The 24,531-nt window shown below is 64.9% G+C and carries 25 protein-coding genes and 1 tRNA gene; 6 read left to right on the top strand and 20 right to left on the bottom strand.

Translation table 11 applies throughout. The features are described 5' to 3' along the window. Positions 1–109 precede the first annotated feature (109 nt). Positions 110–748 carry a transcriptional repressor LexA gene (gene lexA / locus GO707_RS00895; RefSeq protein WP_022739910.1) on the bottom strand — a complete coding sequence of 213 codons (639 nt, stop codon included), beginning with the start codon at positions 746–748 and terminating at the stop codon, positions 110–112. Positions 749–1,043: 295 nt separating this feature from the next. Between lexA and nrdR the strand changes: the two genes are divergently transcribed. The 5 genes from nrdR to GO707_RS00870 all read left to right on the top strand — a co-directional run bounded on the left by nrdR (position 1,044) and on the right by GO707_RS00870 (position 4,162). Then, a complete protein-coding gene (gene nrdR, locus GO707_RS00890; protein ID WP_114539067.1) occupies positions 1,044–1,490 on the top strand; it encodes a transcriptional regulator NrdR in 447 nt (148 codons plus the stop codon). A gap of 3 nt (positions 1,491–1,493) precedes the next feature. After that, on the top strand, positions 1,494–1,928 hold the full coding sequence (dut, locus tag GO707_RS00885) for a dUTP diphosphatase (RefSeq protein WP_157011607.1): 435 nt from the start codon (positions 1,494–1,496) through the stop codon (positions 1,926–1,928). A gap of 14 nt (positions 1,929–1,942) precedes the next feature. Beyond that, positions 1,943–2,452 (top strand): hypothetical protein, encoded by a 510-nt coding sequence (locus GO707_RS00880; RefSeq protein WP_114548354.1) that lies wholly within the window; start codon positions 1,943–1,945, stop codon positions 2,450–2,452. Between the two features lie 120 nt (positions 2,453–2,572). After that, complete coding sequence (locus GO707_RS00875) at positions 2,573–3,124, top strand: hypothetical protein (RefSeq protein WP_147270627.1); 552 nt, start codon at positions 2,573–2,575, stop codon at positions 3,122–3,124. A 108-nt stretch (positions 3,125–3,232) separates the two neighbouring features. After that, positions 3,233–4,162 carry a prenyltransferase gene (locus tag GO707_RS00870; protein WP_157011605.1) on the top strand — a complete coding sequence of 310 codons (930 nt, stop codon included), beginning with the start codon at positions 3,233–3,235 and terminating at the stop codon, positions 4,160–4,162. Here GO707_RS00870 and gluQRS read toward each other — a convergent pair. The 19 genes from gluQRS to GO707_RS00775 all read right to left on the bottom strand — a co-directional run bounded on the left by gluQRS (position 4,159) and on the right by GO707_RS00775 (position 23,677). Then, positions 4,159–5,112 (bottom strand): tRNA glutamyl-Q(34) synthetase GluQRS, encoded by a 954-nt coding sequence (gene gluQRS, locus GO707_RS00865; protein WP_157011603.1) that lies wholly within the window; start codon positions 5,110–5,112, stop codon positions 4,159–4,161. The genes GO707_RS00870 and gluQRS overlap by 4 nt on opposite strands. A 38-nt stretch (positions 5,113–5,150) precedes the next feature. Next, positions 5,151–6,536: a phenylacetate--CoA ligase family protein gene (locus GO707_RS00860; protein ID WP_227069521.1), complete on the bottom strand. Its 1,386-nt coding sequence runs from the start codon at positions 6,534–6,536 to the stop codon at positions 5,151–5,153. Between the two features lie 6 nt (positions 6,537–6,542). Next, positions 6,543–6,986: an amino acid-binding protein gene (locus tag GO707_RS00855; protein ID WP_114548358.1), complete on the bottom strand. Its 444-nt coding sequence runs from the start codon at positions 6,984–6,986 to the stop codon at positions 6,543–6,545. Between the two features lies 1 nt (position 6,987). Beyond that, positions 6,988–7,581, bottom strand: coding sequence for an indolepyruvate oxidoreductase subunit beta (locus GO707_RS00850; RefSeq protein ID WP_157011601.1), 594 nt, complete (start codon positions 7,579–7,581; stop codon positions 6,988–6,990). A 10-nt stretch (positions 7,582–7,591) separates the two neighbouring features. Beyond that, a complete protein-coding gene (locus GO707_RS00845; protein ID WP_157011599.1) occupies positions 7,592–9,316 on the bottom strand; it encodes a thiamine pyrophosphate-dependent enzyme in 1,725 nt (574 codons plus the stop codon). Between the two features lie 45 nt (positions 9,317–9,361). Next, on the bottom strand, positions 9,362–9,805 hold the full coding sequence (locus GO707_RS00840) for an FHA domain-containing protein (RefSeq protein ID WP_157011597.1): 444 nt from the start codon (positions 9,803–9,805) through the stop codon (positions 9,362–9,364). 13 nt (positions 9,806–9,818) lie between these two features. Then, entirely contained in the window at positions 9,819–11,333 is a 1,515-nt protein-coding gene (locus GO707_RS00835; protein WP_232325477.1) for a D-alanyl-D-alanine carboxypeptidase family protein, read from the bottom strand. Further along, positions 11,320–11,751 (bottom strand): amino acid-binding protein, encoded by a 432-nt coding sequence (locus tag GO707_RS00830; RefSeq protein WP_157011594.1) that lies wholly within the window; start codon positions 11,749–11,751, stop codon positions 11,320–11,322. Before GO707_RS00830 ends, GO707_RS00835 begins: the two co-directional genes overlap by 14 nt. Continuing rightward, complete coding sequence (locus tag GO707_RS00825) at positions 11,751–13,058, bottom strand: phenylacetate--CoA ligase family protein (RefSeq protein WP_227069518.1); 1,308 nt, start codon at positions 13,056–13,058, stop codon at positions 11,751–11,753. The genes GO707_RS00830 and GO707_RS00825 overlap by 1 nt, the downstream gene beginning before the upstream one ends. Continuing rightward, positions 13,036–15,390, bottom strand: coding sequence for a VanW family protein (locus GO707_RS00820; RefSeq protein WP_157011590.1), 2,355 nt, complete (start codon positions 15,388–15,390; stop codon positions 13,036–13,038). Before GO707_RS00820 ends, GO707_RS00825 begins: the two co-directional genes overlap by 23 nt. Beyond that, positions 15,377–16,063: a CDP-alcohol phosphatidyltransferase family protein gene (locus GO707_RS00815; RefSeq protein WP_157011588.1), complete on the bottom strand. Its 687-nt coding sequence runs from the start codon at positions 16,061–16,063 to the stop codon at positions 15,377–15,379. The genes GO707_RS00820 and GO707_RS00815 overlap by 14 nt, the downstream gene beginning before the upstream one ends. A 132-nt stretch (positions 16,064–16,195) precedes the next feature. Further along, a complete protein-coding gene (locus GO707_RS00810; RefSeq protein WP_022739884.1) occupies positions 16,196–16,561 on the bottom strand; it encodes a 4Fe-4S binding protein in 366 nt (121 codons plus the stop codon). Positions 16,562–16,567: 6 nt separating this feature from the next. Next, entirely contained in the window at positions 16,568–17,656 is a 1,089-nt protein-coding gene (locus tag GO707_RS00805; RefSeq protein WP_114539079.1) for a hydrogenase large subunit, read from the bottom strand. Position 17,657: 1 nt separating this feature from the next. Next, positions 17,658–18,347 carry an NADH-quinone oxidoreductase subunit C gene (locus tag GO707_RS00800; RefSeq protein WP_157011586.1) on the bottom strand — a complete coding sequence of 230 codons (690 nt, stop codon included), beginning with the start codon at positions 18,345–18,347 and terminating at the stop codon, positions 17,658–17,660. 3 nt (positions 18,348–18,350) lie between these two features. Further along, entirely contained in the window at positions 18,351–18,794 is a 444-nt protein-coding gene (locus GO707_RS00795; RefSeq protein ID WP_022739881.1) for an NADH-quinone oxidoreductase subunit B family protein, read from the bottom strand. A gap of 12 nt (positions 18,795–18,806) precedes the next feature. Then, on the bottom strand, positions 18,807–19,676 hold the full coding sequence (locus tag GO707_RS00790; protein ID WP_157011584.1) for a complex I subunit 1 family protein: 870 nt from the start codon (positions 19,674–19,676) through the stop codon (positions 18,807–18,809). Positions 19,677–19,691: 15 nt separating this feature from the next. Then, positions 19,692–21,626 carry an NADH-quinone oxidoreductase subunit 5 family protein gene (locus tag GO707_RS00785; protein WP_157011582.1) on the bottom strand — a complete coding sequence of 645 codons (1,935 nt, stop codon included), beginning with the start codon at positions 21,624–21,626 and terminating at the stop codon, positions 19,692–19,694. Positions 21,627–21,820: 194 nt separating this feature from the next. Beyond that, positions 21,821–23,098 carry a branched-chain amino acid transport system II carrier protein gene (gene brnQ / locus GO707_RS00780; RefSeq protein ID WP_198160962.1) on the bottom strand — a complete coding sequence of 426 codons (1,278 nt, stop codon included), beginning with the start codon at positions 23,096–23,098 and terminating at the stop codon, positions 21,821–21,823. 138 nt (positions 23,099–23,236) lie between these two features. After that, positions 23,237–23,677 (bottom strand): hypothetical protein, encoded by a 441-nt coding sequence (locus tag GO707_RS00775; RefSeq protein ID WP_114548367.1) that lies wholly within the window; start codon positions 23,675–23,677, stop codon positions 23,237–23,239. A gap of 380 nt (positions 23,678–24,057) precedes the next feature. Here GO707_RS00775 and GO707_RS00770 point away from each other — a divergent pair. After that, a tRNA-Pro gene (locus GO707_RS00770) sits at positions 24,058–24,134 on the top strand. Positions 24,135–24,531 lie beyond the last annotated feature (397 nt).

Raw genomic sequence — 24,531 nt, 5'->3', positions numbered from 1 at the left:
GCTCCAGAAACGAAAGAGCGCCCCTGCTCCGGATCCTCGCATCCGGAGCAGGGGCGCTCTTGATTGACCGAAAGGGGAGGACTCGCGGCCTATCGGCGCGGCGAAGGCGCTACAGGCGCCGAAACACGGCCACCACCTTGCCGGCAATGGAGCAGTCCGTGGTGATGATGGGATCCATCGTCGAGTTCTCCGGTTGCAGGCGGATATGGTCGGCCTCGCGGAAGAAGCGCTTGACGGTGGCGCCGTCGTCGATGATGGCCACGACGATATCGCCGTTGTTGGCCACCGGCTGCTCCTTCACAACCACGTAGTCGCCATCGTTGATGCCGGCCTCGATCATGGACTCGCCGCGCACCGAGAGCATGAAGGAGGGGGCATCGCCGACGATATCGGTGGGCAGCGTGATGGTGTCGGTGATGTTCTCCTCGGCGAGAATAGGGGAGCCGGCAGCCACGTTGCCCACCAAGGGCACATTGACGAGCTTGCTGTAGGCGGCCGCGAAAGCCGTGACAGGGGAGGGAACCTCCTCGATGGGATAGGTAAGCGCGATGGAGCGGGATTTAAGGGGGTCGCGCTTGATGAAGCCCTTGTCTTCAAGTGCCTTCAAATGGACATGGACGGTGGAAGGGGAGGAGAGCCCCAAACTCTGGCACACCTCGCGCACCGTAGGGCCGTAGCCCTTCTCGCGAATGCACGCTTCGATGCAGTCGAGAACCGCCTGTTGCCGCTTGGTCACTTTCTGGGTCATAGCGCATCCTTTCACAAAAGCGTACATTTGTTTGAAAAATCTCTTGACGTGAACCTTTGTTCGCTCTATTATAACTGCGAACAAAGGTTCTACGCAAGAGGTCAGGAGTAAAAAATGGCACGCATCGAATTTTCCATAGCCTTCACGCTCAGCACCATCGCGTCATTCCTCATCTTCTTCGCCTAGAGCGTCGAGGGCGGGTGTCGTGAAGGTAGCAATGTTTTGAAGAGGGGAGCGCGCTAGGTCTGATAGGGTATGATAAGCAATCAACTTATCAAAGTGAGAAGGAGAACCTATGCGCTGTCCTTCCTGTGGCTACCAGGAATCGAAAGTCGTCGACTCGCGATCGGCCGACGACGGCGCCTCTATCCGGCGCCGTCGCGAATGCCTGCAGTGCGGCACGCGATTCACCACCTACGAGCGGCTCGCCGAAAATCCCATTCTCGTCATCAAGGCCGACGGTTCATCGGAGGTCTTCAACCGCGAGAAGCTCATGCGAGGATTGCTCATCGCCTGCGCGAAACGTCCCATCACGCCCGAGAAGATCGACGGACTCATCACGAGCATCGAGGCGGAATTGCGATCGAGTCAGCGCAACGAGATCAAATCGCGCGATTTGGGCGATTTGGTACTGGCCCGTCTGGCCACTCTGGATGACGTTGCCTATATTCGCTTCGCCAGCGTCTACAAGGATTTCCAGAATGTGGAGGAGTTCTCCGAGGCCCTGAAAGAGCTGGGCTGATCCATGGACGTTCTTTTCAAGCAGCTCGACGAGACCCTGGAAGCGCCCGCCTACGCCCGTCCGGGCGATGCGGGTCTCGATTTGCGCGCCGCCGAGGGCGGCACGCTTTTGCCCTTCGAGCGGGCACTCGTGCCCTGCGGTATCGCCTTGGCCGTTCCCGAGGGCTATGCGGGGCTCATCATTCCCCGAAGCGGCCTGGCGGCACGACAGGGCATCTCCATCGTGAACGCCCCGGGCCTCATAGACAGCGGCTACCGGGGGGAGATCAAGGTGCCGCTCATCAATCTCGATCCAACGGAGGTGTTCAATTACGAAAAGGGCGAGCGCATCGCCCAACTCGTGATCATCGCTACCCCCACCATTACTTTACATAACACTTATGAGCTTCCCGAGAGCTCGCGCGGAGCGCAGGGCTTCGGAAGCAGCGGCCTTTCCTAGAAAGAGTGTCCTTTATGACCGATCACCGCGATTCGAAACCCGAAGAAACGCCCGAGCCCCAGCAGCTGGGAGCTCCGGAGACGACTCCCGAAAATCCCCAGCGACCCGAGCCGTCGACGGAGCCCTCGCAGGATCAGAGACGGGCGCTCATCGACGCCGACCTGAAATCCGCCCGCACGCTCTCGACGGTAGCCGCCATTGCAGGTCCAGTCTCCTTCATCATCGGCGGCGTGATGCTGAGCACGGTGGGCCTCGTCTGCGCCATTGTCGGCTTCGTTAAGATCAAGCACGTGATAGACGATGTCGATGGTCGCCAGAAGGTCTATGCCGCCACGGTACGCCAGACGCTTATCTGGGGTCTCGCCATCAGCGCCATTGCGCTCATCGTCAACATCGTCGGCATCGCGCTCATGATGCCCGTGCTCATGGAGGCCATGCAAACGGGAGACTTCACCTCGATCCTCGGCGAGGGCGCCACCATCACCGCGCAGCCATCCGGCGGCAGCGGCAATGCCTGGGGCTAAACACCTTCCATATACGGTAAAATGTTTCAAGTTGGAGGGCTTCTGAAAAGATTGACAAGAAAGGCTGATAATATGGATTATGTAAAATCGAAATCACGATCAACTATACAGGGTTTTCTAGTGGTTCTCGCTGCTCTTTTGACGCTTTCCATTGGAATGGTCGGGTTGGCCGGTTGCTCGGGCGGCACGAGCGATGAAGACGCCATCCGCGCATCGCTCGCGTCCGAACTGGACAGCATTAAGAACATCGACGACGCGTTCGTCAACGAGTTCTCCGAGTCCATCGACATGAGCCAGCTTTCGGTCTACGGCATCGACGGCGTCGAGTTCATGAAGTCCTACCTGAGCGGCTTCGATTACGCGATCGACTCGATCAATGTCGACGGCGACAGCGCCACGGCCCAGATCACCCTTACTTGCAAGAGCTATACCGGCTACCTGCAGGCGCTGCAGACGGCCGTGGACGAGGTCACCGCCGATCCCGATGCTCTTGCCGCTCTCTCCAACGACGAGATCAACCAGAAGATCGGCGAGATCGTCATCGGCTCCCTCGACGGCGTCGAGCTGGCGGCCACCCAGCCCATCACCATCACCTACACCAAGGTCGACGGAACCTGGGAGCCGGCCTCGTCCACCTCGGGCGACATCGCGGCCGCGCTGATGACCAACTAAACGCGCCGTCAACGCGCAAACCCTTTGAAGGGCGCTCCATTGGGGCGCCCTTCTTCTATAATGCCAGGTAATCGACAATGCTTCTCGCGACGAAAAGAGAAATCGAACATGGGTTCCCATACAAAAACGAACAGCGGGGGAGCGACGACTCCCCTCTCCCCTCGCCTCGCTCTTCAACTGGCCGCGCCCCATACCTGGCCGGCGGCCATCATGCCCGTGCTCGTGGCCGCCGCCTGCGCCTTGGCCAACACCGGGTCGCTGGACGTGGGCATGGCGTGGCTTCTGCTCCTCATCTGCATCCTCATGCAGGCGTCCGTGAACACCTTCAACGACTACTTCGACTTCATCAAGGGAACCGATACAGCCGAGGACAACGTGGAGGCCTCAGACTCGGTGCTCGTCTACAACGACGTCAATCCGCGCTCGGCCCTCGGGCTGGCCATCGGCTTTCTGACCGTGGCCTTCCTGCTCGGCCTGTACGTTATTTGGAAAGCGGGTCCTGTCCCCCTCGTCATCGCGCTTATCGGAGCCGTCATCGTCGTGATGTACTCCGGAGGCAAGACGCCTCTCTCCTACCTTCCCGTCGGCGAGGCGGTGAGCGGCATCGTTATGGGCGGTCTTATTCCGCTGGCAAGCTACCAGGTACTCTCGGGCACGTTCACGTTCATGGCGCTCCTTTGGGCCACGCCCACGATCATCGGCGTGGGCCTCATCATGATGACGAACAACACCTGCGATATCGAAAAGGACATCGAGGCCTCCCGCCGCACGCTGCCGGTGCTGCTGGGCCGCGAAAGGGCGCGCGCCCTCTACCATGCCCTCATGGTCGTTTGGGTTCTCGCCATCCTCGCCATCGTCGCCATCTGGTTCCCCCGGGGCATCGTCGTGCTCCCCTTCTTGGCGCTCGGCTGCTACCCCCTCATGATGGGCCTGTGGAAAAATCCGCTCGCGGCGCCCACGCGTATCGGCGCCATGGGCCAGATCTGCAGCGTGAACGTGGCTCTGGGCGCATTCTACGCCGCCGCCCTCCTGCTTTAGGAGCGCCAGGGAATCTGCACGAGATCGGGCAGTCCGTCGCGAAAACCCTCCAGCGAGAAGTCCTTCAGCAGCTCTTCCGGCGTCGTCGGCGCCTCTTCGGGAACAAGTCCCGCCACCGCCGCGATATGTCCGATGACGGCTCGCGGACTTCCGAACCGGGCCAGCAGCTCGTCTAAGGCCGCGTCCCGATCGCGTTTCGAGAGGCGCCGGTTCTGCTCGGCCACAAGCAGCGGAACGTGCGCATAGGCGGGGTGCGGCAGCCCGAGAAGATCCTGGAGGTAGCGCTGCTGCGGCGTGGAGCAAAGCAGATCAACGCCGCGCACGACTGAATTGACGCCCTGGGCGGCATCGTCCACCACCACTGCCAGCTGGTAGGCGAACGCACCGTCGGAGCGGCGTATGAGGAAGTCGCCGCAGTCGCGGTCGAGCTTTTGCGCGTAGTATCCCTGAACGAGGTCTTCGAAGGCGATCGTGCGGCTGTCCACGGCAACTCTCCAGCCCGGCGTGCGTCCCGCTGCCCAGCGCGCCTCCACCTCCGCGTCCGACAGATGGCGGCAGGTGCCGGCATAGACGAGCTTCTCGCCCCGGTGGGGCGCCGAGGCGGCGTGAAGGTCGGCCCGCGTGCAGAAGCACGGGTACAAAAGCCCCCGGGCTTCAAGGCGCCCGAATGCCTCGGCATAGGCCTCGTCGCGATCATGCTGGAAGTACGGCCCCTCGTCCCAGAAGAGTCCCAGGGTCTCGAAATCACGCTGGATCTGGTCGATGTAGACGCTCTTCGAGCGCTCGCGGTCGAGATCCTCGATACGCAGTACCATGTGCCCGCCCTGGGACTTCGCCACGAGCCATGCGATGAGCGCTGCGTAGATGTTGCCCGCGTGCATGCGCCCGGTCGGCGACGGCGCGAAGCGGCCGACGACGGGTGTCGCCTCTGTCGCTCCGCTTTCCGTCATAGCCAATGAAACCTTTCCGGCGCAGTCTTAAAACCGGGCTACTTCTCGCGCCGGTCGTCGACGTGCTTGGCCTTGCCGATGGCGCGCTCGATGCCGCCGGGTTCCACCAGGCGCACCTCCGGCGCCACGAGCAGCGTGCCCTTGAGCTTCTCGGCGATACGGGCGCGCAGGGCGTCCATGGCCTCGAAGGAGTCGCGGAAGGCCTCGGGGCGCAGCTCGGTCTCCACGATGAGCGCGTCCATGCCGCCGCGGGTCTCCACGATGATATGGTAATGGGGCGTGACCTCCTCGATGCCCGTGAGCACGTCCTCGATCTGCGAGGGGAACACGTTGGTGCCGCGGATGATGAGCATGTCGTCGGAGCGGGAGCGCACCTTGTCCATGCGGGCCAGCGTACGGCCGCAGGCGCAGGGCTCGGTGTGCACGGCGGTCAAGTCGTGGGTGCGGTAGCGCAGCACCGGAATGCCCTGCTTGCAAAGGGGCGTGAGCACGAGCTCCCCCATCTCGCCCTCGCCCACCGGCTCGCCGGTTTCCGGATCGATGACCTCCCACAGGAAATGATCCTCGGCGATGTGCTGCTGGTAGCGCTCGGCCAGACACTCGCCGGACACCCCCGGCCCCATAACCTCGGTGAGGCCGTAGTTGTCGGTGCAGACGATGTGCATGCGCCGCTCGATCTCGGCTTTCAGGCCCGGCGGGCAGGGCTCGCCGCCGAAAAGGCCCACGCGCAAAGGCGACTTCTCCCAATCGTAGCCCATCTTCTCCCCCACCTCGCAGATGTGCATGGCGTAGGAAGGCGTGGCCACGAGCACGGTGGTGCCGTAGTCCTCGATCATCTGGATATGGCGCTCGGTGTTGCCCGAGCCGGCGGGAATCATGGCGCAGCCCAGACGCTGCAGCCCGTAGTGCAGGCCGAAGCCGCCGGTGAACATGCCGTAGCCGAAGGCCATCTGGGCGATGTCCCCGGGCACGACGCCGGCCATCTGCACGAGGCGGGCGATGCACTCGCTCCACATGTCCATGTCGTCGTCGGTGTAGCCCACCACCACCGGCTTTCCCGTGGTACCCGACGAGGAGTGCAGCTCGCGGATGTCGTCCAGCGGCACCGCGAACAGGCCAAAGGGGAAGGTCTCGCGCAGCACGGCCTTATCGGTGAAGGGGAGCTTGCGCACGTCCTCGAGCGTCTGGATGTCGCTCGGCGCCACGCCCATCTCGTCCAGCTTCTGACGGTAGTAGGGCACGCGCTCGTAGGCGTAGGCCACGGTCTCTTTCAGCTTCTCCAGCTGGAGGGCGCGGATGTCCTCGCGGGAGGCGCACTCGATCTCGGGCTTGTAAATGGGCAGGGCGTCGAACCGTCCCGCCTCGGCGGCGGCCAGCGCCGCGCCCTTCTTTGTCACGTCGATGGAATCCATTGCCTCGCTCATGCGCCCTTACGCCTCCTTCGCAGCGCGCTCGGCGACGATGCGCGCGATGTCCTCTTGGGAAATGAGCTCCACCGGCTCGTCGGCCAGAAGCGCCTGGGCGCGCTCCGGCTCGCTTGTGGAGAGCACGATGTAGGTGGAGATCATGGAATAGCTGTAGACCACGTTGATGCCGCATTTGGCGAGCACGCCCATGACCCGCGAGAGCTCGCCGGGCGTATCGACGAGCTTCAGGCAGATGACCGGGGATACGACGCAAGCGCAGCCGGCATCCTTAAGCGCCTCCATGGCCGCCTCGGGCCTATCGACGATGAAACGGAGAATGCCGTACTCCCCCGTGTCGGCGGCGGAGAAGCCGCGCACGGAAACGCCGGCGCCCTCGAAGAGGTCGAGCACCCGGTTCATGTGCCCCGGGCGGCTGTTGGCGAATACGCTGATCTGGGAAACGGTCATGCTATTCTCCCTCCTCGTTCTCGATGACGGCGCGGCCCGCGCGCAGGGCGGCGAGGTTCGCCTCGACGGTCTTCTGCGGCACGCGCTCGGCCACGGTCTCCTCCCATACCTCGACGGGAATATCGAGGCGTGCGGCCAAGGCCCCCACGAGCACCACGTTGGCGCATTTGGCATTGCCGGCCGCCCGCGCGATGGCGTCGGCGTCGATGAGCAGAGCCCCGGCCTCGCGCAGGCGCTCCCGGGCGTTCTCGGGCATCGAGGCGGCACCGGTGAGCACCGGCAGGGGCCGGATGGCCACATCGTTGACGATGAGCGAGCCGCCCTCCTTGAGCTGGGGCAGATTGCGCAGGGCCTCGGTGGTCTCGAAGGCGACGACGACATCGGCGCATCCCGCGTCCGATACCATGGACTTCACGTCCTCGCCCACGCGCACCACCGTGGTCACGGCGCCGCCGCGCTGGGCCATGCCGTGGATCTCCGACACCTTCACCTGAAGATTCGCCTTCATGCAGCTGAAGGCGAGCAGATCGGCGGCGAGGATGGTTCCCTGGCCGCCCACACCGCACAAAAGCACCGTCTTAGTGGCATTTTCCATGAACGGCCTCCTATTCCTGGACGATGGCGTCGAAGCGGCAGTACTGGGTGCAGTGGCCGCAGCCGATGCACAGCGCGGGATCGATGAGCGCACGTCCCGTCTCGTCGCGGCCGAGGGCCGGACAGCCCAGGGTCACGCAGGCGCCGCAGGCCGTGCAGGAGCCGCTCACGAACAGCGGCGGCTCTACGTGGCGCTCGAGCAGCACGCAGGGCGAGCGAAACACGATGACCGAGATGTCGTCGCTGCCCGTGGCCTCCTTGAGGGCCCGTCGCACGGCGGCGGCGTCGTTGGGATCGACCACGCGCACATCCTCGACGCCGAGGGCAGCCACCACGGCCTCGATGTTCAACTCGCGGCTGGGCCGGTTCTGCAGGGTCACGCCGTTGAAGGGGTTGCCCTGGCGCCCCGTCATGGCGGTGGTGCGGTTGTCGAGCACGCACACCGTGCCGGCGCCGCGGTTGTACACCGTGGAGATGAGCGAGCTCAACCCCGAATGGGCGAATGTGGAGTCCCCGATGACGGCGACGATGGGACGATGCTCCGTGCCGGCCAGCGCCAGCTCGAAGCCGTGGGCCATGGAGACCGAGGCTCCCATGTCCACCGTGGTGTCCATGGCCGAGAGCGGCGGCAGGGCGCCCAAGGTATAGCAGCCGATGTCGCCGGTCACGATGGCCCGCATCCTCGAGAGCTCCTTGAACACGAGGCGATGGGGGCATCCCGGGCACAGCGCCGGAGGACGTCCCGGCAGATCGGTCGCAGCCGGCGCATGGGACGGCTGCTCAAGGCCGAAGGCCGCGCGCACGAGCCCCGGCGACAGCTCGCCTGCCCGCGGCAGAGGGCACGGCGTATCGCTCACCGGCACCCCGCAGGCCCGCACGGCGTCTTTGAGGTACTCCGAGCCCTCCTCCACGACGTACACGGCTTCGACGGAATCGGCGAAATCGCGCAGGGCGGCCGCGGGAAGGGGCCAGGTGACCCCGAGCTTGAAGATGCTCGCGTCCGGGAGCGCCTCGGCCACGTGCTGGTAGGCCGCGCCGGCGCAGACGACGCCCACAGTGCCCTTCCCCTCTATCACCTCGTTGTAGGGGCAGGTTTCCACCCACTGGCGCAGCTTATCGATGCGATCCAGCTGCACGAGGCGGCGCGGCTTGGCGAAAGCGGGCATCATGACCCACTTCGCCGGATTCTTCTCATAGGGCCTTGCCGGCGCCTCGGCGCGCTCCCCCGCCTCGACGGGCGTCTTCGTATGGGAGATGCGCACGCTGGAGCGGATGATCACCGGGACGTCGAAGCGCTCGGAGATATCGTAGGCCTCGCGGGTGAAGCGCAAGGCCTCGGCGGAATCGGCCGGATCGAGGCACGGGATGGCGGCGGCCTGGGCGTAGTAGTGCGAGTCCTGCTCGTTCTGGGAGGAGTACATGCCCGGGTCGTCGGCGGCCAAGATGACCATGCCGCCGCCCACGCCGGTGTAGGCGGCCGTGAACAGCGGGTCGGCCGCCACGTTCACGCCCACATGCTTCATGGTGACGAGCACCCGCGCGCCGGCGGCCGAGGCCCCGATGCCCACTTCCACGGCCACCTTCTCGTTCACGCACCACTCGGCGTAGACGCCCTCCTTCTTGGCGAAGGCCTCCAGCGTCTCCGTCGACGGCGTGCCCGGGTAGGCCACGCCGATGGTGCAGCCCGCCTCCCAGGCGCCCTGGGCGATGGCCTCGTTGCCGCTCATCAGCTCCATATGTCTCTTCCTCTCCCTTCGGCGGCCGCCGTCGCGCCCGCGGCCCTAATTCTCCTCGTACTGCATGCAGAAGGTGCCGATCTGAATGAAGTCGCCCGGACGCAGCGCACGGGCCTCCACGGAATCGTTGTTCACCCACACGCCGTTGAACGAGTTGGCGTCGCGGATGACGTAGCAGCCGTTCTCCTGCTCGATGGTGGCGTGCATGCGCGAGACGGTCATGTCGTTCAGGAAGATCGTGCACTGGGGACTGCGGCCGATGGTGACGGGCTCGCCGGTGAGCACGAAGCTGATGCCCACTTGCGGCCCGCGCACGACGTTGAGCGTCGCACGGGCCGGGGCGCTCTCCTCAACGGTTGCGGCCGGCGTCTCGCTCATGACGAGCGGCTGCATGGCCTGCGTGGCGCCGAGCAGCTTGAATCCGCAGGTGGGACACACGGTGTCGTTCGGTGAAATCTCGTGGGAACAAACGGGGCAGCGCTCGCTCATGGCCCACACCTCCTTACTCGTTGGCGGCGTCTGCGGCACCCGCGCCCGCGCCGCTTCGGGCACCGTCGGCGGGAGCGTCGTCTGAGACGCCTGCGGCGATGGCCGCAACGGACTGATGATCCTCGCGAGAGGATGACTTGCTGTAGATGAGGGGCGTCTCGTTGACGACCTCGGTCGGTGCCGGGGCGTCGTTGCCCCACAGCCGGTTCCACCAAATGCCGATGCCCTCGAGAAAACCGGGGGCCGGCGAATCCTCGCAGGCGATGAGGTCCTGGGTGGCGACAAGCTCGTTGCCCTGGTAGAAGTTGGCGACGCCCACGACATCCCCCGCGGCCACCGAACCGGTCAGCTCCTCGGCGACGATCTCCTGGCTCACATTGCCCTCGGGCGCGAACACCTCGACGGCGGCCGAGGGATCGGCGAAGGTGGCCGCCACGGTGCGGTCCGGCCAGGCGCTCTGGGACACGCGGGCGATGAGCGGCACCTCGGCGCCGCCGTCGGCTGCAAAGGCCACGGTCTCGGGACTGTGGGCCAGCGCATAGCTCACGCGGTTGTCGTAGACCCAGTCGAACAGCGTCTCGGTGTCCTGGAAGCGCGCGTCCTCGGAGGGCGAGCCCAGCACGATGGCGTACAAAAGGCCGTCGCCGCGGTCGCACGCGCCAGCGAAGGAATTGCCCGCCGCCTCGGTGTAGCCGGTCTTGATGCCGCAGGCGCCCTCGTAGGTGCCGAGCAGACGATCAGTGGATTGAAGGTCGATGACCTGAGGCTTGCCGTCGGCGCGCGTGACGGTGATCTGGGCAGACTCCTTCGACACGATGGAGCGGAACGTCTCGTTTCCCATGGCGTAGGCGCTCATGAGGGCGACATCGCGGGCGCAGCTGTACATCTCGTTGTCATAGGCGCCGATGTCGAGCCCATGGGGGTTGGAGAACAGCGTCTCGGTCATCCCGAGCTCGGCGGCCTTGGCGTTCATGGCCGCCACGAAGGCCTCGTTGGCGGTCTGCGAATCGTCGGTCTTCATCCCCTCGCCCAACGTCTCGGCGATGGCGATGGCAGCGTCGTTGCCCGAGGGGATCATGAGTCCCGCGAGCGCCGCCTCAAGGGTGAGCGTGTCGCCCGCCCACAGACTCGCCGACGACTCGCCCACCTGCGCGGCCTCCTGGCTCACCGTCACCGTGCTGTCCAGGGGCACGCCGGAGTCCAGCGCGACGATGGCGGTCATAATCTTGGTGATGGAGGCGATGTGCGACCGCTCGAGGGCGCCCCGCGAGAAGAGCACCGTGCCCTCGTCGTCCATGACCAGCGCGAAGGACGCCGTGACATTCGGACAGGCAACCGCCGGCAGCCCGCGCGCCTCGACGGAGGCACCCAGGATCTCGTCGGTGCCGCGCACGTCGGCGAAGGCCCGTGCCGGCGCGCCCAAAGGCAGCGCAAGCAGCAGAGCCAAAGCGAAGCCGAGCGCCCGCCTTGACAGACGGGCGCCTCCTTGGTGCGCACTGCCGTTTTCGATGGGGCTAAGCAGGGTCAACGCAGTAAACCTCTTCCGGAGCCAGAACGGCGAAGCCCGCCTCGGCGAGAACCGCCTCGGCACCGTCGCCCTCGATCTTCAGCACGTCGACGGCCTTGCCGTCGGCGGTGCAGAAGCAGTAGCCGTACTCGATGTTCATCGAGGCCCCTTGGCAGAATCCGAGAAGATCGGCCAAAGTGCCGGGAGCATCCTCGACGGACACGGCGATGACCGGCGTGAGCGAGGCGCGGAAGCCCGCCTGCCCCAGCACCTCCACCGCGCGAGCGGGCGTGTCGCAGAAGATGCGGACGATGCCGAAATCGGCGGTGTCGGCGATGAACAGGGCCTTCATGTTGATGTCGGCATCGGCCAACGTGCGGCAAGCCGCGGCGAGGCGCCCCTTCTCATTGGCGAGAAAAACGGTGAGCTGCGAAATCATTACTGGTTCTCCCCTCTCAGGTCGATGACGCGCTTGGCCTTGCCCTCGGAGCGCGCGATGGTCTTGGGCTCCACGAACTTGATGTCGACGGCCACCTGCAGGTTGCTCTTGAGGGCCGCGGCCAGACGGTTGCGCAGGTCCTCCAGGCGGCGCACCTCGTCGATCGGGAAGTCGGGCTCGGTTTCCACCTGCAGCTCCACATGGTCGAGCGGGCCGTTCATGGTGAGGATGATCTGGTACTGGGTGGCGATCTCCGGGAACTCGGTGATGACCTGCTCGATCTGGGACGGGAACACGTTCACGCCGCGGATGATGAGCATGTCGTCGGTGCGGCCCAGAAGACGCCCGATCTTGCGATGGGTGCGCCCGCACGCGCACGGCTCGGCGTTGATGGTGGTGACGTCGCGGGTGCGGTAGCGGATCATCGGCGAGCACTCGCGGGTGAGCGTCGTGATGACGAGCTCGCCCACCTCGCCGTCGGGGAGGACCTCCAGCGTCTCGGGATCGATGATCTCGCAGTAGAACTGGTCCTCGGCGATGTGCAGACCGCCGCGCTCGGCGCATTCCATGGCCACGCCGGGGCCCATGATCTCGGAGAGGCCGTACACATCGCAGTACTGAATGCCCAGCTTGTCGGCGATCTCCTGACGCATGTTCTCCGAGCAGGGCTCGGCGCCGAAGATGCCGCCGGAGATTTGGAACTCGGTGGCCGGGTCATAGCCCATCTCGATGGCCGTGTCGGCAATGAGCAGGGCGTAGGAGGGGGTGCAGGCCAGGATGTCGGTCTTGCAGTCCTTGAGCATCTGCACCTGGCGCTTGGTGTTGCCCGACGAGGTGGGGATGACGGTGCAGCCCATGGCCTCGCCGCCGGCATGCGCCCCCAGACCGCCCGTGAACAGGCCGTAGCCGTAGGACACCTGGATGGTGGAGTTCTCGTCGCCGCCCACCATGGCGATGCCGCGGGCGAAGCAGTCGCCCCAGTTCGCGAGGTCGTTGGCGGTATGCCCCACCACCGTCGCCTGGCCCGTAGTGCCCGAGGAGGCGTGGATGCGGGCCACGTCGGCGTTCTCGCGGGCGAACATGCCGAAGGGGTAGTTGTCGCGCATGTCCTGCTTCACCACGAAGGGGAACTTGGCGATGTCCTCGAGGCTCTCAAGGTCGTCGGGGGTCACGCCCGCCGCATCGAAGCGCTCGCGGTACAGCGGCACGTTCTCGTAGGCGTTGCGCAACGACTCCCGCATGCGCTCGAGCTGCAGTTCGCGCAGCTCCTCGCGGGGCATCGTCTCAATCTCCGGTTGAAAGTACACTGGCTTCCTCCTTGTCCGTAGCTTCCTTATCGGCATCTTCTCTCTCGCGTGTCGGCGTATTCGGCCCCACGACGGTCACCTCGTCGATGGGGGCGTAGTTGGAGGTGAAATCCTCCTCGTGAAGCACGTTGCCCGCGCGGTCGCGGACGGTGCGGTGCACAGTCACGCTGCGCCCGTCGGCCCCGGCGGTCTTGACATAGCGCGTGCCTTCAGGCTCGCTCTCGTCGACTTTGGTGCGCTTCTTGAAGGGCTCTCCGGTCTCCCAGTCGCCGGTCTGCGTGGAGACCACGTAGCCCGGATCGATACCGTACAGTGTAACGGTTAGGCTGGAATCGGTGTAGCGCGAGCGCATCAAAACATCCGAAGTGCCGTCATTGACCCATGTGAGGTCGAGGTCGGGGTACGCGATGGCAGCGTCGCGGCCCGTGGGGTAGCTGGAGATGTAGAGCGAGTGGTTGCGCCGCTCGGTCACGGGATAGCCCGCCTCGTAGACCGCATTGAACACCGTGGTGGCCACCTGGCAGATACCGCCGCCGATGGCGTCGTCGTACTCGCCGTTGATGATGGCGTGCGCCGCCTGGAAGCCCGCCTCCTCGTTCGCCTCGCCCACCGTGTCGTTGAACGACCACTCCCCTCCGTCGGCCCGGGCGATGGAATTGTTCAGCAAGTCGGCCGCCGTATGGATGTTGTGACGTCGATTGGCCGTAGCGGGGCTGTCGTTGTACTCGGTCGTGAACGAGGAGATCGGGGCGATAAGGCCCATCTCGAGCGCTTCGTCGAAGGTAGTCCGGGACGGAGCCTCGCCCCATTGGATGGCGATGGAAGGGGTGTCGGAGCCGGCCGCCTCACTGCCGAACAGGGCGCTTTGGGCCTGCGCTGCCGCATCGGCGGTATGGGGATAGCGCGAGCCCTCGCGGGCGCTGACCCACACCTCGCCGCCATCGACGTCGAACGACACCGTGGCCGCCGAGGTGTAGCCCGCGTCGCGAATGAGCCCGAGCAGCCCCGAGGCCGCCTCGGTCTCGTCAAGGTAGGGAACCAGGGCGAAGCCCTCCTCCCGCTCTTCCACCCGGGTGCGCACCCACGCGCCCAGATCCGCCGCCCCCAGCGGCCACTCGGTCTGCTCGAAGGAGAAGGTGCAGCCCCGATCGAGGGCCGCCTGGACCTCGTCGGCGACCCGAGCGGCCTCATCGGCGCCGATGCGCACGTCCGCCTCGTCGGGCGTCGCCACGATGACGACCTTGCCGGGTGCCTCGCCGAGAAAGCCCTCGGAGAGCTGACGGGCCACCGAGGCGCGGTCGACGGCCTTGCCGCCGTGGCCCTCCGTGACCGACACCGCGCCCGCCTCGATGGCGATGCCGTAATCGAGGCGCGGCTCGCCGGCAGATTCATCGATGGAGGAGCACAGCGCCTCCAAGGCCTCCTCGTCGAAGGAAAGGGCGACGTCGACGGAAACGCCGTTGCGCGCCGCCTCCATACGCTCCGCAAGACCGCCGTCTCGGCCCACGGCGAAGGCGCGGGAGACCAGCTCGCTCACGGAAAGCCTCGCGCCCAGCGTGCCGCTCTCGGCGACCCACACCTGCTTGTTGGCCCGGGCCTCCTCTAAAGAGAGCTGCTCGGCCTGGGCGTCCTGTTCGGCAAGCTCGCTTTCCACATCAAGGGTGTCGCGGGCCTCCTCGCTGGCGAAGATAAGCGCCCGGCCATCGGCAACGCGAGGCTCGTAGAAGGAGCTCACGGCGCGACGGGCCTCCTCCTCGGTCATGCCGGAGACATCCACCGCGCCCACCGACACGCCATCGTAGATGCGGGAGCCGTTGACCGCGCCGTCGATGGCCCAGGCGCCGCCGACGAGCGCTAAAAGCGCCAGCACTGCCGCCAGGGCAATGCGGGGCCCGAGGGAACGGCGCTTGGCGGCAGGACGGCTCGCAATTCCGGCACGGCCCGCACTCGCGCCTCGCGGGGCGCCGAAGTTGCGCGGAGCCTTGGCCTGCGAAACCGTGGCGCGAGAACGATTCGACGGAGATGCGGCACGGCGCGCCGTCGTCGCGCCGCCAGCGCGCTTCGCCGTCGCGCCGGCGGCCGCGCCACCGCTGTGCGGGGTTACTGCCTTCGAAGAGCTCTTCGGTCTTGTTGCGGCCCGCGCCGACGGACGAGATGCGGATGAGGAGGGTCGAGCAGAGGAAGACTGCGCTGTTGCGGAAGAGGACGATCGAACGGTGCCCTTCGGACGAGAAACGCGGTTCGAAGGCATGACGATGCGCCGCTCGGCCCGCGCCCGCGCACGGCGCTCCTCGCTGCTCGGACGCTCGTCGGAGGGCCTACGCGTCGCCATGGGCGCTCGAACTTTCCGAAGCGGCCTCCTTGCGGTGTCTCAGCTCGGCGGCCAGGGCGCGCGCCGCCGCCACGGTGTAGTAGATAGTGACGCCAAGAGACAGGATGAGCCCCGCGTAGATGAACCAGATGCCCCAGGAGACGGCCTCGCCGTTGAACCCGGGCAACCAGGAGATGTCGCACCAGCCCAAACCGGGGATGAGCGGCGCGTTCAAGAGAAGCCCGGCAAAGCCGATAAACAGAAACGTCGTGGCGAACTTCCCCGGATAGACGACGGGCACGCGGATGCGGTAGCGCGACAGAAGCCACGCGCCCCCGATGAGCAGGTAGGCGTCGCGCAGCACCACGACGACGATCACCCACAGGGGAATGCGGCCGACGAGGAACACGCCGAGGACGCCGGTGATCATGAGGATGCGATCCACCGCCGGATCGAGGATCTGCCCCAACTTCGATACCGTATGGGTGCGCCGGGCCAGCTGTCCGTCGATGAAGTCGCTGGCGGCAGCCGCAGCGAAGACGAGGGTGGCGGCCAGGTTGAAGCCGGAGAGCAGCAGCCACAGGTACACGGGCACGAGGCACAGGCGCACGAAGGAGACGACGTTGGCCGCCGTGAAGATCTCGCTTGTCACCTGCTCGGGGATCTCTTCCCCATCTCGCTGCCCTTCGACCATGAGGCGTCCTGCTCCTTCCCTACAAAAACCGGACCCTCGACGAGGGTCCGGCGCACGTGCCGATAACGGCATATTTTAGCAGAGCGGCAAGCCCTTCTCAGACTCACCACGAAACTTAACGAGCGGTTAAGCTTACGATTCCGTCACCGCCGCCTTCGGGTCGGGGACATGCACCACGCGGCAGGATTTCGCGGTGGCGATGGGCGTGTAGGCGGGATCCATGGTCAGGCAGTGCTTGGGGCAGACGCGCACGCAGGTACCGCACTGCACGCAGCGGAACGGATCGATGGCCCAGGTGCGCTCCTTCTTCTCCACCGCGATGGCGTCGGCCGGGCAGCTCTTGGCGCAGATGCCGCACAGAATGCACGCACTCGCATCGTTTTCGATATGCCCTTTGAGCCCCGCCGGGGCCGGTTTCTGCTCGAAGGGGTACAGCACGGTCTCGGGCTTCTTGAACAGAGAGCCGAAGGTCATGCCGCCCAGTTTGAAGCTTCCCATATCCGCCTACCTTTCCGTGCAGCTGATGCAGGGGTCGATGGTCAGGATGATCATGTTGACGTCGGCCAAGTCGCACCCTTTCAGGGCCACGGTCATACCGGCGAGGTTCTGCGAGGTGGGCGTGCGCATGCGCATGCGCTCCAGGTTCTTCGAGCCGTTGCCGCGGGCGTAGTAGTAGCACTCGCCGCGGGGCTGCTCCAGCACGTTGGACGCCTGGGCGCCGTCGGCGGGCGCGCCCTTCACCGCCACCTCGATGTCGCCGGCGGGGATCTTCGCGCCGAGCTCCTTGATGATCTCGATGGACTGGAGCACCTCCAGACAGCGCACCTTCACGCGGGCGTAGCAGTCGCCCTCGGTGGCCGTGATGGGAGCGAAGTCCGCCAGATCGCCGTAGGCGCCGCGCCCGAAGGAGCGCACGTCGTAGGGCAGGTTGGAAGCGCGGGCGAAAGGCCCCACCATGGAAAGCGCCGCCGCGTCCTCGGTAGTGATGTGGCCCACGCCCACGGTGCGGTTCTTCACCGAGGTGTCCGTGAGCAGCGTGTTCATGATCTGCGTGTACTCGCCCTTGATACCGTCGAGCACCGAGACGATCTCGGCCATCTGGCTCGCGTCGATGTCGCGCACCACGCCGCCCACCTTCACCACGGACAGGATGACCCGTCCCCCGGTGGTCTTCTCGAACAGGTCGAGCACGCGCTCGCGCAAACGCCAGCAGTGCATGAACATCGACTCGAAGCCGAAGGCGTCGGCGGCAAGGCCCAGCCACAAAAGATGCGAGTGGATACGGGACAGCTCGTGCCAGATGACGCGCAAATACTCGGCGCGCTTGGGCACCTCCACGCCCATGAGTGACTCGACGGTCTCGGCATAGCCGAGGGAGTGTCCCATGGCGCAGATGCCGCAGATGCGCTCGGCAATGTAGATGAACTGGTTGTAGTCGCGGGTTTCCACGAGCTTCTCCAGGCCGCGGTGCACGAACCCGATCTGCGGGAGCACGTCCACGACGGTCTCGTCCTGCACCACCAGATCGAGGTGCAAAGGCTCCGGGAGCACCGGATGCTGGGGCCCGAAGGGAATGACGGTTGCCTTGCTCATGCTACTCCCCCTTCCCTTCCGCGGCCTTTCGGGCCTTCGCTTCCATAGCGGCGCGCACCTTCGCGACCTTCTCCGGATCCAGACCCGCTATCTTGGCCTCGATCTCCTCTTCCGTGGGGCCAGCGGGCGCCGGGGCGGCAGCCGCGGCCTTCTTGGCCTTGGCCTCCATGGCCGCCCTCACTTTCGCGGCCTTCTCAGGGTCGAGCCCGGCGATCTTCGCCTGGATCTCCTTCTCGGTGGGGCCGGTTGGCGCCTCGGCCGGCGCGGCCGCCTTCGCCTCCTTGGCGGCCTTGGCCGCGGCGATCTTCTTCGCCTTCTCGCGCGCCGCCAGCTGCTCGGGGCTCACCACGGTCATGGGGGCCTTCTCCGCCAGCTGGTAGAACATGCCGCCGAAGTCGATGGCAATGTCGCTGATGGCCACGTCGAACAGGTCGTGGATCTCGTTCTCGCAGACGAAGGCCTCCAGGTACAGATCGGTGATGGAGGGCACCACGTCCGTCTGCTTCACGCCGCTCACGTTGAAGTTGGCGAGATGCCCGTCCTTCATGTAGGAGTAGACGAGATCGATGCCCTCCTCGGTGTTGACGGCGAGAATCTGCACGTAGCGCCAGCCCTCGGCATGGCGCGCGGCCGCCAAGTCGTGCACGCCGGCCAGCGGCAGCTCCTCGAAGGTCTGCTCAAAGGTCGTCATTTCTCACGCTCCCTTCTTGGCAGCGGCCAGGGCCGCCGACTTCTCGTCGAGCTTCGCCACGCCGGCCACCACGGCGTCGATGATCTGCTCCGGGCGCACGGCGCAGCCCGGGGCGTACACATCGACGGGGATGGCCTTGTCCACGCCGCCGATGACGTTGTAGCAGTCGTGGAAGACCCCGCCGGTGCAGGCGCAGATGCCGCAGGCCACGACCACCTTGGGCTCGAGCATCTGGTCGTAGATCTCGCGGACGACGCCGATGTTCTGCTCGTTCACGCTGCCGGTGACGAGGAAGATGTCGGCGTGCTTGGGATTGCCCGTGTTCACCACGCCGAACCGCTCGCCGTCGAAGCCGGGGCACAGCGTCGCTAAGACCTCGATGTCGCAGCCGTTGCAGCTGGAGCCGTCGTAGTGGATGACCCAGGGCGATTTCGATGCGAATGCCATGTGCCTACCTCCTTACAGAAACGCGAGGAACGCGACGTTCACGCCGCCGGCGATAAGGGCCACGAGCCACGCCGACTTGAACATGAACTGCCACTTCACACGCGCGAAGTTGTTGTCGATCCAGATCTCCAGGAAGTACACCAGAAGCACGATGACGATGGCGACCAGAACGGAGACGGGGTTCGCCCACAGGAAGAACATGCCGATCCAGCCGAGGAAGAGCACGTTCTCGCACCAGTGCATGATCTCCACCATGCCGAGCGTAGGCCCGCTCATCTCGGTGGTCATGCCGCGCACGATCTCCTGGTGGGCGTGATGCGACATGGACAGGTCGAAGGGCGACTTGCGCAGCTTGATGGTGAGGATGAAGAGGACGCCCAAGAACACGAGCCAAATGGTGCAGATGATCGGGTGGTTGAGCTGGAACACCTCGGCCACGTCGAAGGAGCCTGCGGCCTGGAAGAAGGCCACGGCCATGAGCAGCACCATGGGCTCGTAGCTCATCACCTGCAGCGTCTCGCGAGCCGCGCCCACCTCGGCGTAGGGGCTGCGCGTGGAGTAGGCGGCCATGATGAAGAACAGGCTCGACAGCGTGATGACGAACACGCACAGAAGCAGGTTGCCGCCGGAGTAGAAGATGCCGCCGGCGATGAGCGCGAACAGCAGCGCGCAGGCCACGTAGACGCCTTCCACGGAGTTGACGGAGACGCGCTCCTTCTCGAAGAGCTTGCGCACGTCGTAGTAGGGCTGCAGAAGCGGCGGCCCCACGCGGCCCTGCATGCGGGCCGAGATGATGCGGTCGAGACCGGCCAGGAGGCACCCGATGACGGGGCCTGCCACGGCGAACAGGAGGGTGCCGATGAGTGTCGTAAGCAAAGTCATGAGATCACACCCTTCCTAAAAGCCCATCGGGCCCGCGATGATGGCGACGACGAACGCGGCGGCCATGATGAGCGTGTTGAACGCCACGCCGACCGGCGCGATGCGGGCCTCGCCGAACACGGATTCCATGTACCAGTTGCGCGTCGTGGCCTCAGTGGTGCCCGACAGCGAGTTCTGGAAGGCGCGGGAGTCGTTGTCGCGGCTGATGCCGGCCAGATAGACGTTCGCCCGACGCGATTTCTGCTTGGTTCCAAGGCCGGCGAACAGCACGGCCACCACGATAACGGTGCAGATGGAGGCGAGCCACAGGTTGTCCGTGGCGATGTCCTGGCCGAGCATGCCGTAGACGCTGGCCACGTAGGGCTCGACGAGGGTGCCGGAGATGAGCGGCAGGAACACGCAGGCCAGCACGAGCAGGCAGGCCATAAGAAGCAGCGCCGCCCATTCTGTCGGCTTCACCGTGATCTCCACGTTCTCCGGCTCGCCGGCGATGCCGGAGAGCTTGCCGAGCCACTTGGCCCAGAACATGAACGTGGCGGCGCTGCCGAAGGCCAGGATGATGATGAGGGCGACCTGGCGGGTGTCCACGAAGGACACGAGCGTGGCCCACTTGGCGAGCAGCATGCCGAAGGGCGCGATGAACATGCACATGATGCCGAGCATCATGAAGCGGGCCAGGCGCGGCATGCGGTCGAACAGAAGGTCCATGGACTCGATGTCGCGGCTGCCGATGTGGTGCTCGGCGGTGCCGACGCACAGGAACAGGAGCGACTTCGCGATGGCATGGAACAGGATGAGGAAGCACGCGGCCCACACCGCCTCGGCGGTGCCCACGCCGGCGCAGGCCGTGATGAGGCCCAAGTTGGCGATGGTGGAATAGGCCAGCACGCGCTTGGCGTTGGACTGCGAGATGGCCATGAACGAGCACAGCGCGAAGGTGATGCCGCCCACGAGCATGACCATGACCGCCGGCGCCGGCGACACGTGGAGCACGGGCGCCAGCTTCACCAGCAGAAAGACGCCGGCCTTCACCATGGTGGAGGAGTGCAACAGCGCCGAGGTGGGCGTGGGGGCCACCATGGCGCCCAGAAGCCAGGTCTGGAACGGCATCTGCGCCGCCTTGGTGATGCCCGCGAAGGCCAGCGCGGTGACGGCCAAGGTGGTCAGGGCCGGGTTGTTCTGGCCGATGACGAGGAACTCGTAGAACGAGAAAGTTCCCACCGTGAGCGCGCAGCACCACAGCGCCACCAGAAAGCCAATGCCGCCGGCCAGGTTCATGATGATCTGGCGGAAGGCGTTCGCAATGGCCTCCTCGGTGCGGGTGTAGCCGATGAGGAGGAACGAGCAGAGCGTTGTCACTTCCCAGCCGGTGAACATCCACTCCATATTGTTGGAGAACACGATGACGTACATGGCGGAGAGGAACACGAACATCAGCGCGAAGAACATCGGGCGGCGATCCGGCGCCCCTTCAGGCTCGTGGGCCTGGAAATCCTCCATGTAACCCAGAGCGTAGATGCAGATGCCGCTTCCCACCACGCCGACGATGAAGGTCATCAGAAGCGAGAGCGAGTCGAAGTACAGGCCGTAGGGCACCTCGATGCCGTGGGAGAACATGAACTCCAGGATGAGCGTGCCGACTACCTGCACGCCCGCGAGCACGGCGGCCCACAGGTTCTTGTAGCGCACGGCGAACCACACGATGACCGCCGCGATGGCCACGGAGATGCCCGTGCAGATAAAGTCGATGGCCATGCTCTCAAACGCGAAGAGCGTGCAGCTCGCCCCCAGGTTCACGACCACGAGAACGACCGACGCCAGCGCGATGGCAACGCCCGACACGCAGACGATGACGCGGCGCGGCCCCTCCTGCCGCACGAACAAGAGCGCGGCGGCCACAATGAGGGGGAACACGATAAGGAAGCCCATCAGTCCGAAACTGAACTCCATTCAGGATCCTCCTAACCTAATATATCGGCCTTTCCGCAGCCTCATATTTTCTGCGGTTAGGCGAGATCCCTCGGATCTTGCCCCCTACCATAGCAAAGGAGGCGCAGGTAATCGCGCCTCCTTCCCCCGACTCATGAGCAATACTCGGTAAAAGGGTCATCGTAATTATGCATTTGATCAATTTTTGCGAGAACTCATCCGCTCGCGGCCGAATCGAACCGTCGGCCCAGAAGGGCGCCGGCCGCGCCGCCGACCAGCGACGGCAAGAGCCACGCGAAACCGTAAGCGTACAAAGGCGCCGCCTCGACGAAAGCGAAGGCCCCGGTGAGATCGTGCACCGTGAGGAGGAGGCTCGCTGCCACGGCGGCGAGCGCCGCGCCCTTGAACACCCAGGTGCCCCGCAGGTGCTTGCGAAACAGCAAGAGCACCACCGTCGTCATGAACGGCGGGCAGACCACCGAGAGAATCGGGCTCGCCAGGGCGATGATGTTCGTAAGTCCGAGATTGCAGATGAGCAATGCCGCCACGACCACAATGATAAGGGCCGCCCGATAGCTCACCCGGCGCATGGTGACGCGCTCGACGTAATCGGCCGTGGCGCCGCACAGCCCGATGGCCGTGGTGAGGCAGGCCAGGCCCACGACGACGCCCAGCACCGCCACGCCGGCCTCCCCCATGAGCTTCCACACGATCATGGTGATGAGCTCGGCCTGGCTGACCGTGTGCGGCACGACGCTGGCGGACGTGGCGCCCAAGTAGGTGAGACCGCCGTAGATGACGGCGAGCAGCACGCAGGCCACGAGGCTCGCCCGGGCCGTAACGCGCATCTGATCGCGCTTCTCGCCGTAGCCGGCCGCCCGCACCGATTCCTGCACGAGGATGGAGAACCCGACGACCGCGAGGATGTCCATAGTCTGATAGCCCGCGAGCACGCCGTCGGCGACGACGGTGTCCGTCTCGGGAGAGCCCACAGGTCCCAGCGGGTTCACGATGCCGGCGATGACCATGACCACGATGCCGGCCACGAGAAGCGGCGTGAGCACCTTGCCCACCACATCGATGATGCGCGTGGGCTTAAGCGTCAGCAAGAGCACCACGGCGAAGAACGCGACGGAGAACGGCAAGAGCCCGATAGCATCGCCGAACCAGGGCGCGATGGCCATCTCGAAGGTGGTGGCGGCGCAGCGCGGCGGGGCGATGAGCATGCCCACGCACAGAATGGCGGCGGTGTTCAGCGCCAGGCCGGCCTTCTTGCCCAGGGCATTTTGGATTGAGAGGATGGAGCCCCCCGCGTTGTTGATGGCGAAGACGCCCACGCAGGAGACCACCACGTCGAAGAACACGAAGCATGCCAGGCCGAGCGGCCAGAGCGTGCCCGACTCCATGCCGAGGTACGGCGGGAAGATGAGATTGCCGGCGCCGAAGAACATGGCGAACAGCGCCAAACCGACGACCAGCGCGTCTCTGTTCACGGGCGCCTCCCTTCTCATGGCGTCGATGCGGGTGTTTACGCATCTATTGTCGATGAACGAAGGGGCCATGATGACGCATCCGGGCGGCAGTTACCCGGCCAATGCCAAAGCGGCACAAAATCGTCAAGGGCGCCTCAGCTAGCCGATGGCGTCGCGCGCCGCCTCGCAAAGCGCGATGACCACGGCGCCTTCTTTGAGGTCGACGAGCAGGGCCGGCACGCCCAACTCGGCGAAGAACGCCTCGCGCTGCGCATCGGCATCGTCCCCTTCCCCGTCGGCGAGCACGATGACATCGGCACCGGCGATAAGCTGGGCCGCAACGTCGGCCGTCTCGCGCTGGAGCACGCGCAGCTCCCCCACCGGAAGATCGGCCTTCACCAGCGCCGTGGCCAGATCCATGGCGAGGTTCTCGGTATAGGTGTCGTTATCCGGCTCGGCCGCGATCATGAGCAGCCGCGGGTTCTCGGGCCAGCGCCCGCGCACGGCCTCGGCAAGACCCGAGTCCTCCCGCAACGTGGCGAACCGGTACATCCCGCGAATCTCGTAATCCATCGGCTCGGGTGCGACGATAACTTCCATGGGAACCTCCTCGTTGCATTTTCCCGGCTCTGTCGCCGGATACTGCTCGTTTTGGCATAGCCTACCACGACAGCAAAACCCGAGTTATCGAGTCTTCCTATGAGAGTATCGGCGCTTCCCCGCCTCGGAAGCTTAATGCGGCGGGGATCAGGAGTCCTATAACCTTAAGAACGGATACTTAATTCGGGCTTGTCGCTAAACTGGCATCGAAGCTTTTCCGTACGCACTAATATGCACACTCTCGGGATGCTGGGATTATCACCGGTGGCTTTGTCGAACAAAAGAGAGGCGAAGAACCATTCGGAAAATTTCCTCTTGCAAAGGCGTTGCGGTCGGGTTATCATAGCAAAGCTGTTTGAGCGAGAGCTCAAAAGCACCAACGGGTTGTGGCGCAGTTTGGTAGCGCACTTGACTGGGGGTCAAGGGGCCGCAGGTTCAAATCCTGTCAACCCGACCAGAACTTAGAGAGCCGGCATAATGCCGGCTCTTTTACTACGAGCGCGTATTTAGAGCTAACGGGCAAGTCAGTCAGGAATTAGATCAGAGTTTCGAGCAATGCGAAGGAATTAGTTAAGGGTTTCGGACATCACGAGAGAAATAGTCGGGAATTTCGAGCAGCAAATCGACCCATTGCAGGCAATTTGCTTCGAAACACACCCGAAACTCCCAACTACTTCCGATCTCGCAACATCACTCTGCTCGAAACTTCCAACTATTTCCAAAATCTTGCGAGTTATTTGATTCGCTATGTCACCGTTCAGGACGACCCATCTTCCCAGGTCACGCTCTGGGTTATGCCTTGGGTTAGGCATTTAACCCAATTTCGTCGATCGGCCCGATGCGCGGTTTTGCGA

The organism is Adlercreutzia rubneri (genome assembly GCF_009755265.1).
GTDB classification, from domain to species: Bacteria; Actinomycetota; Coriobacteriia; order Coriobacteriales; family Eggerthellaceae; genus Adlercreutzia; species Adlercreutzia rubneri.
Note: the sequence above shows the minus strand (reverse complement) of the source record. Positions and strands in the feature narration are given on the sequence as shown.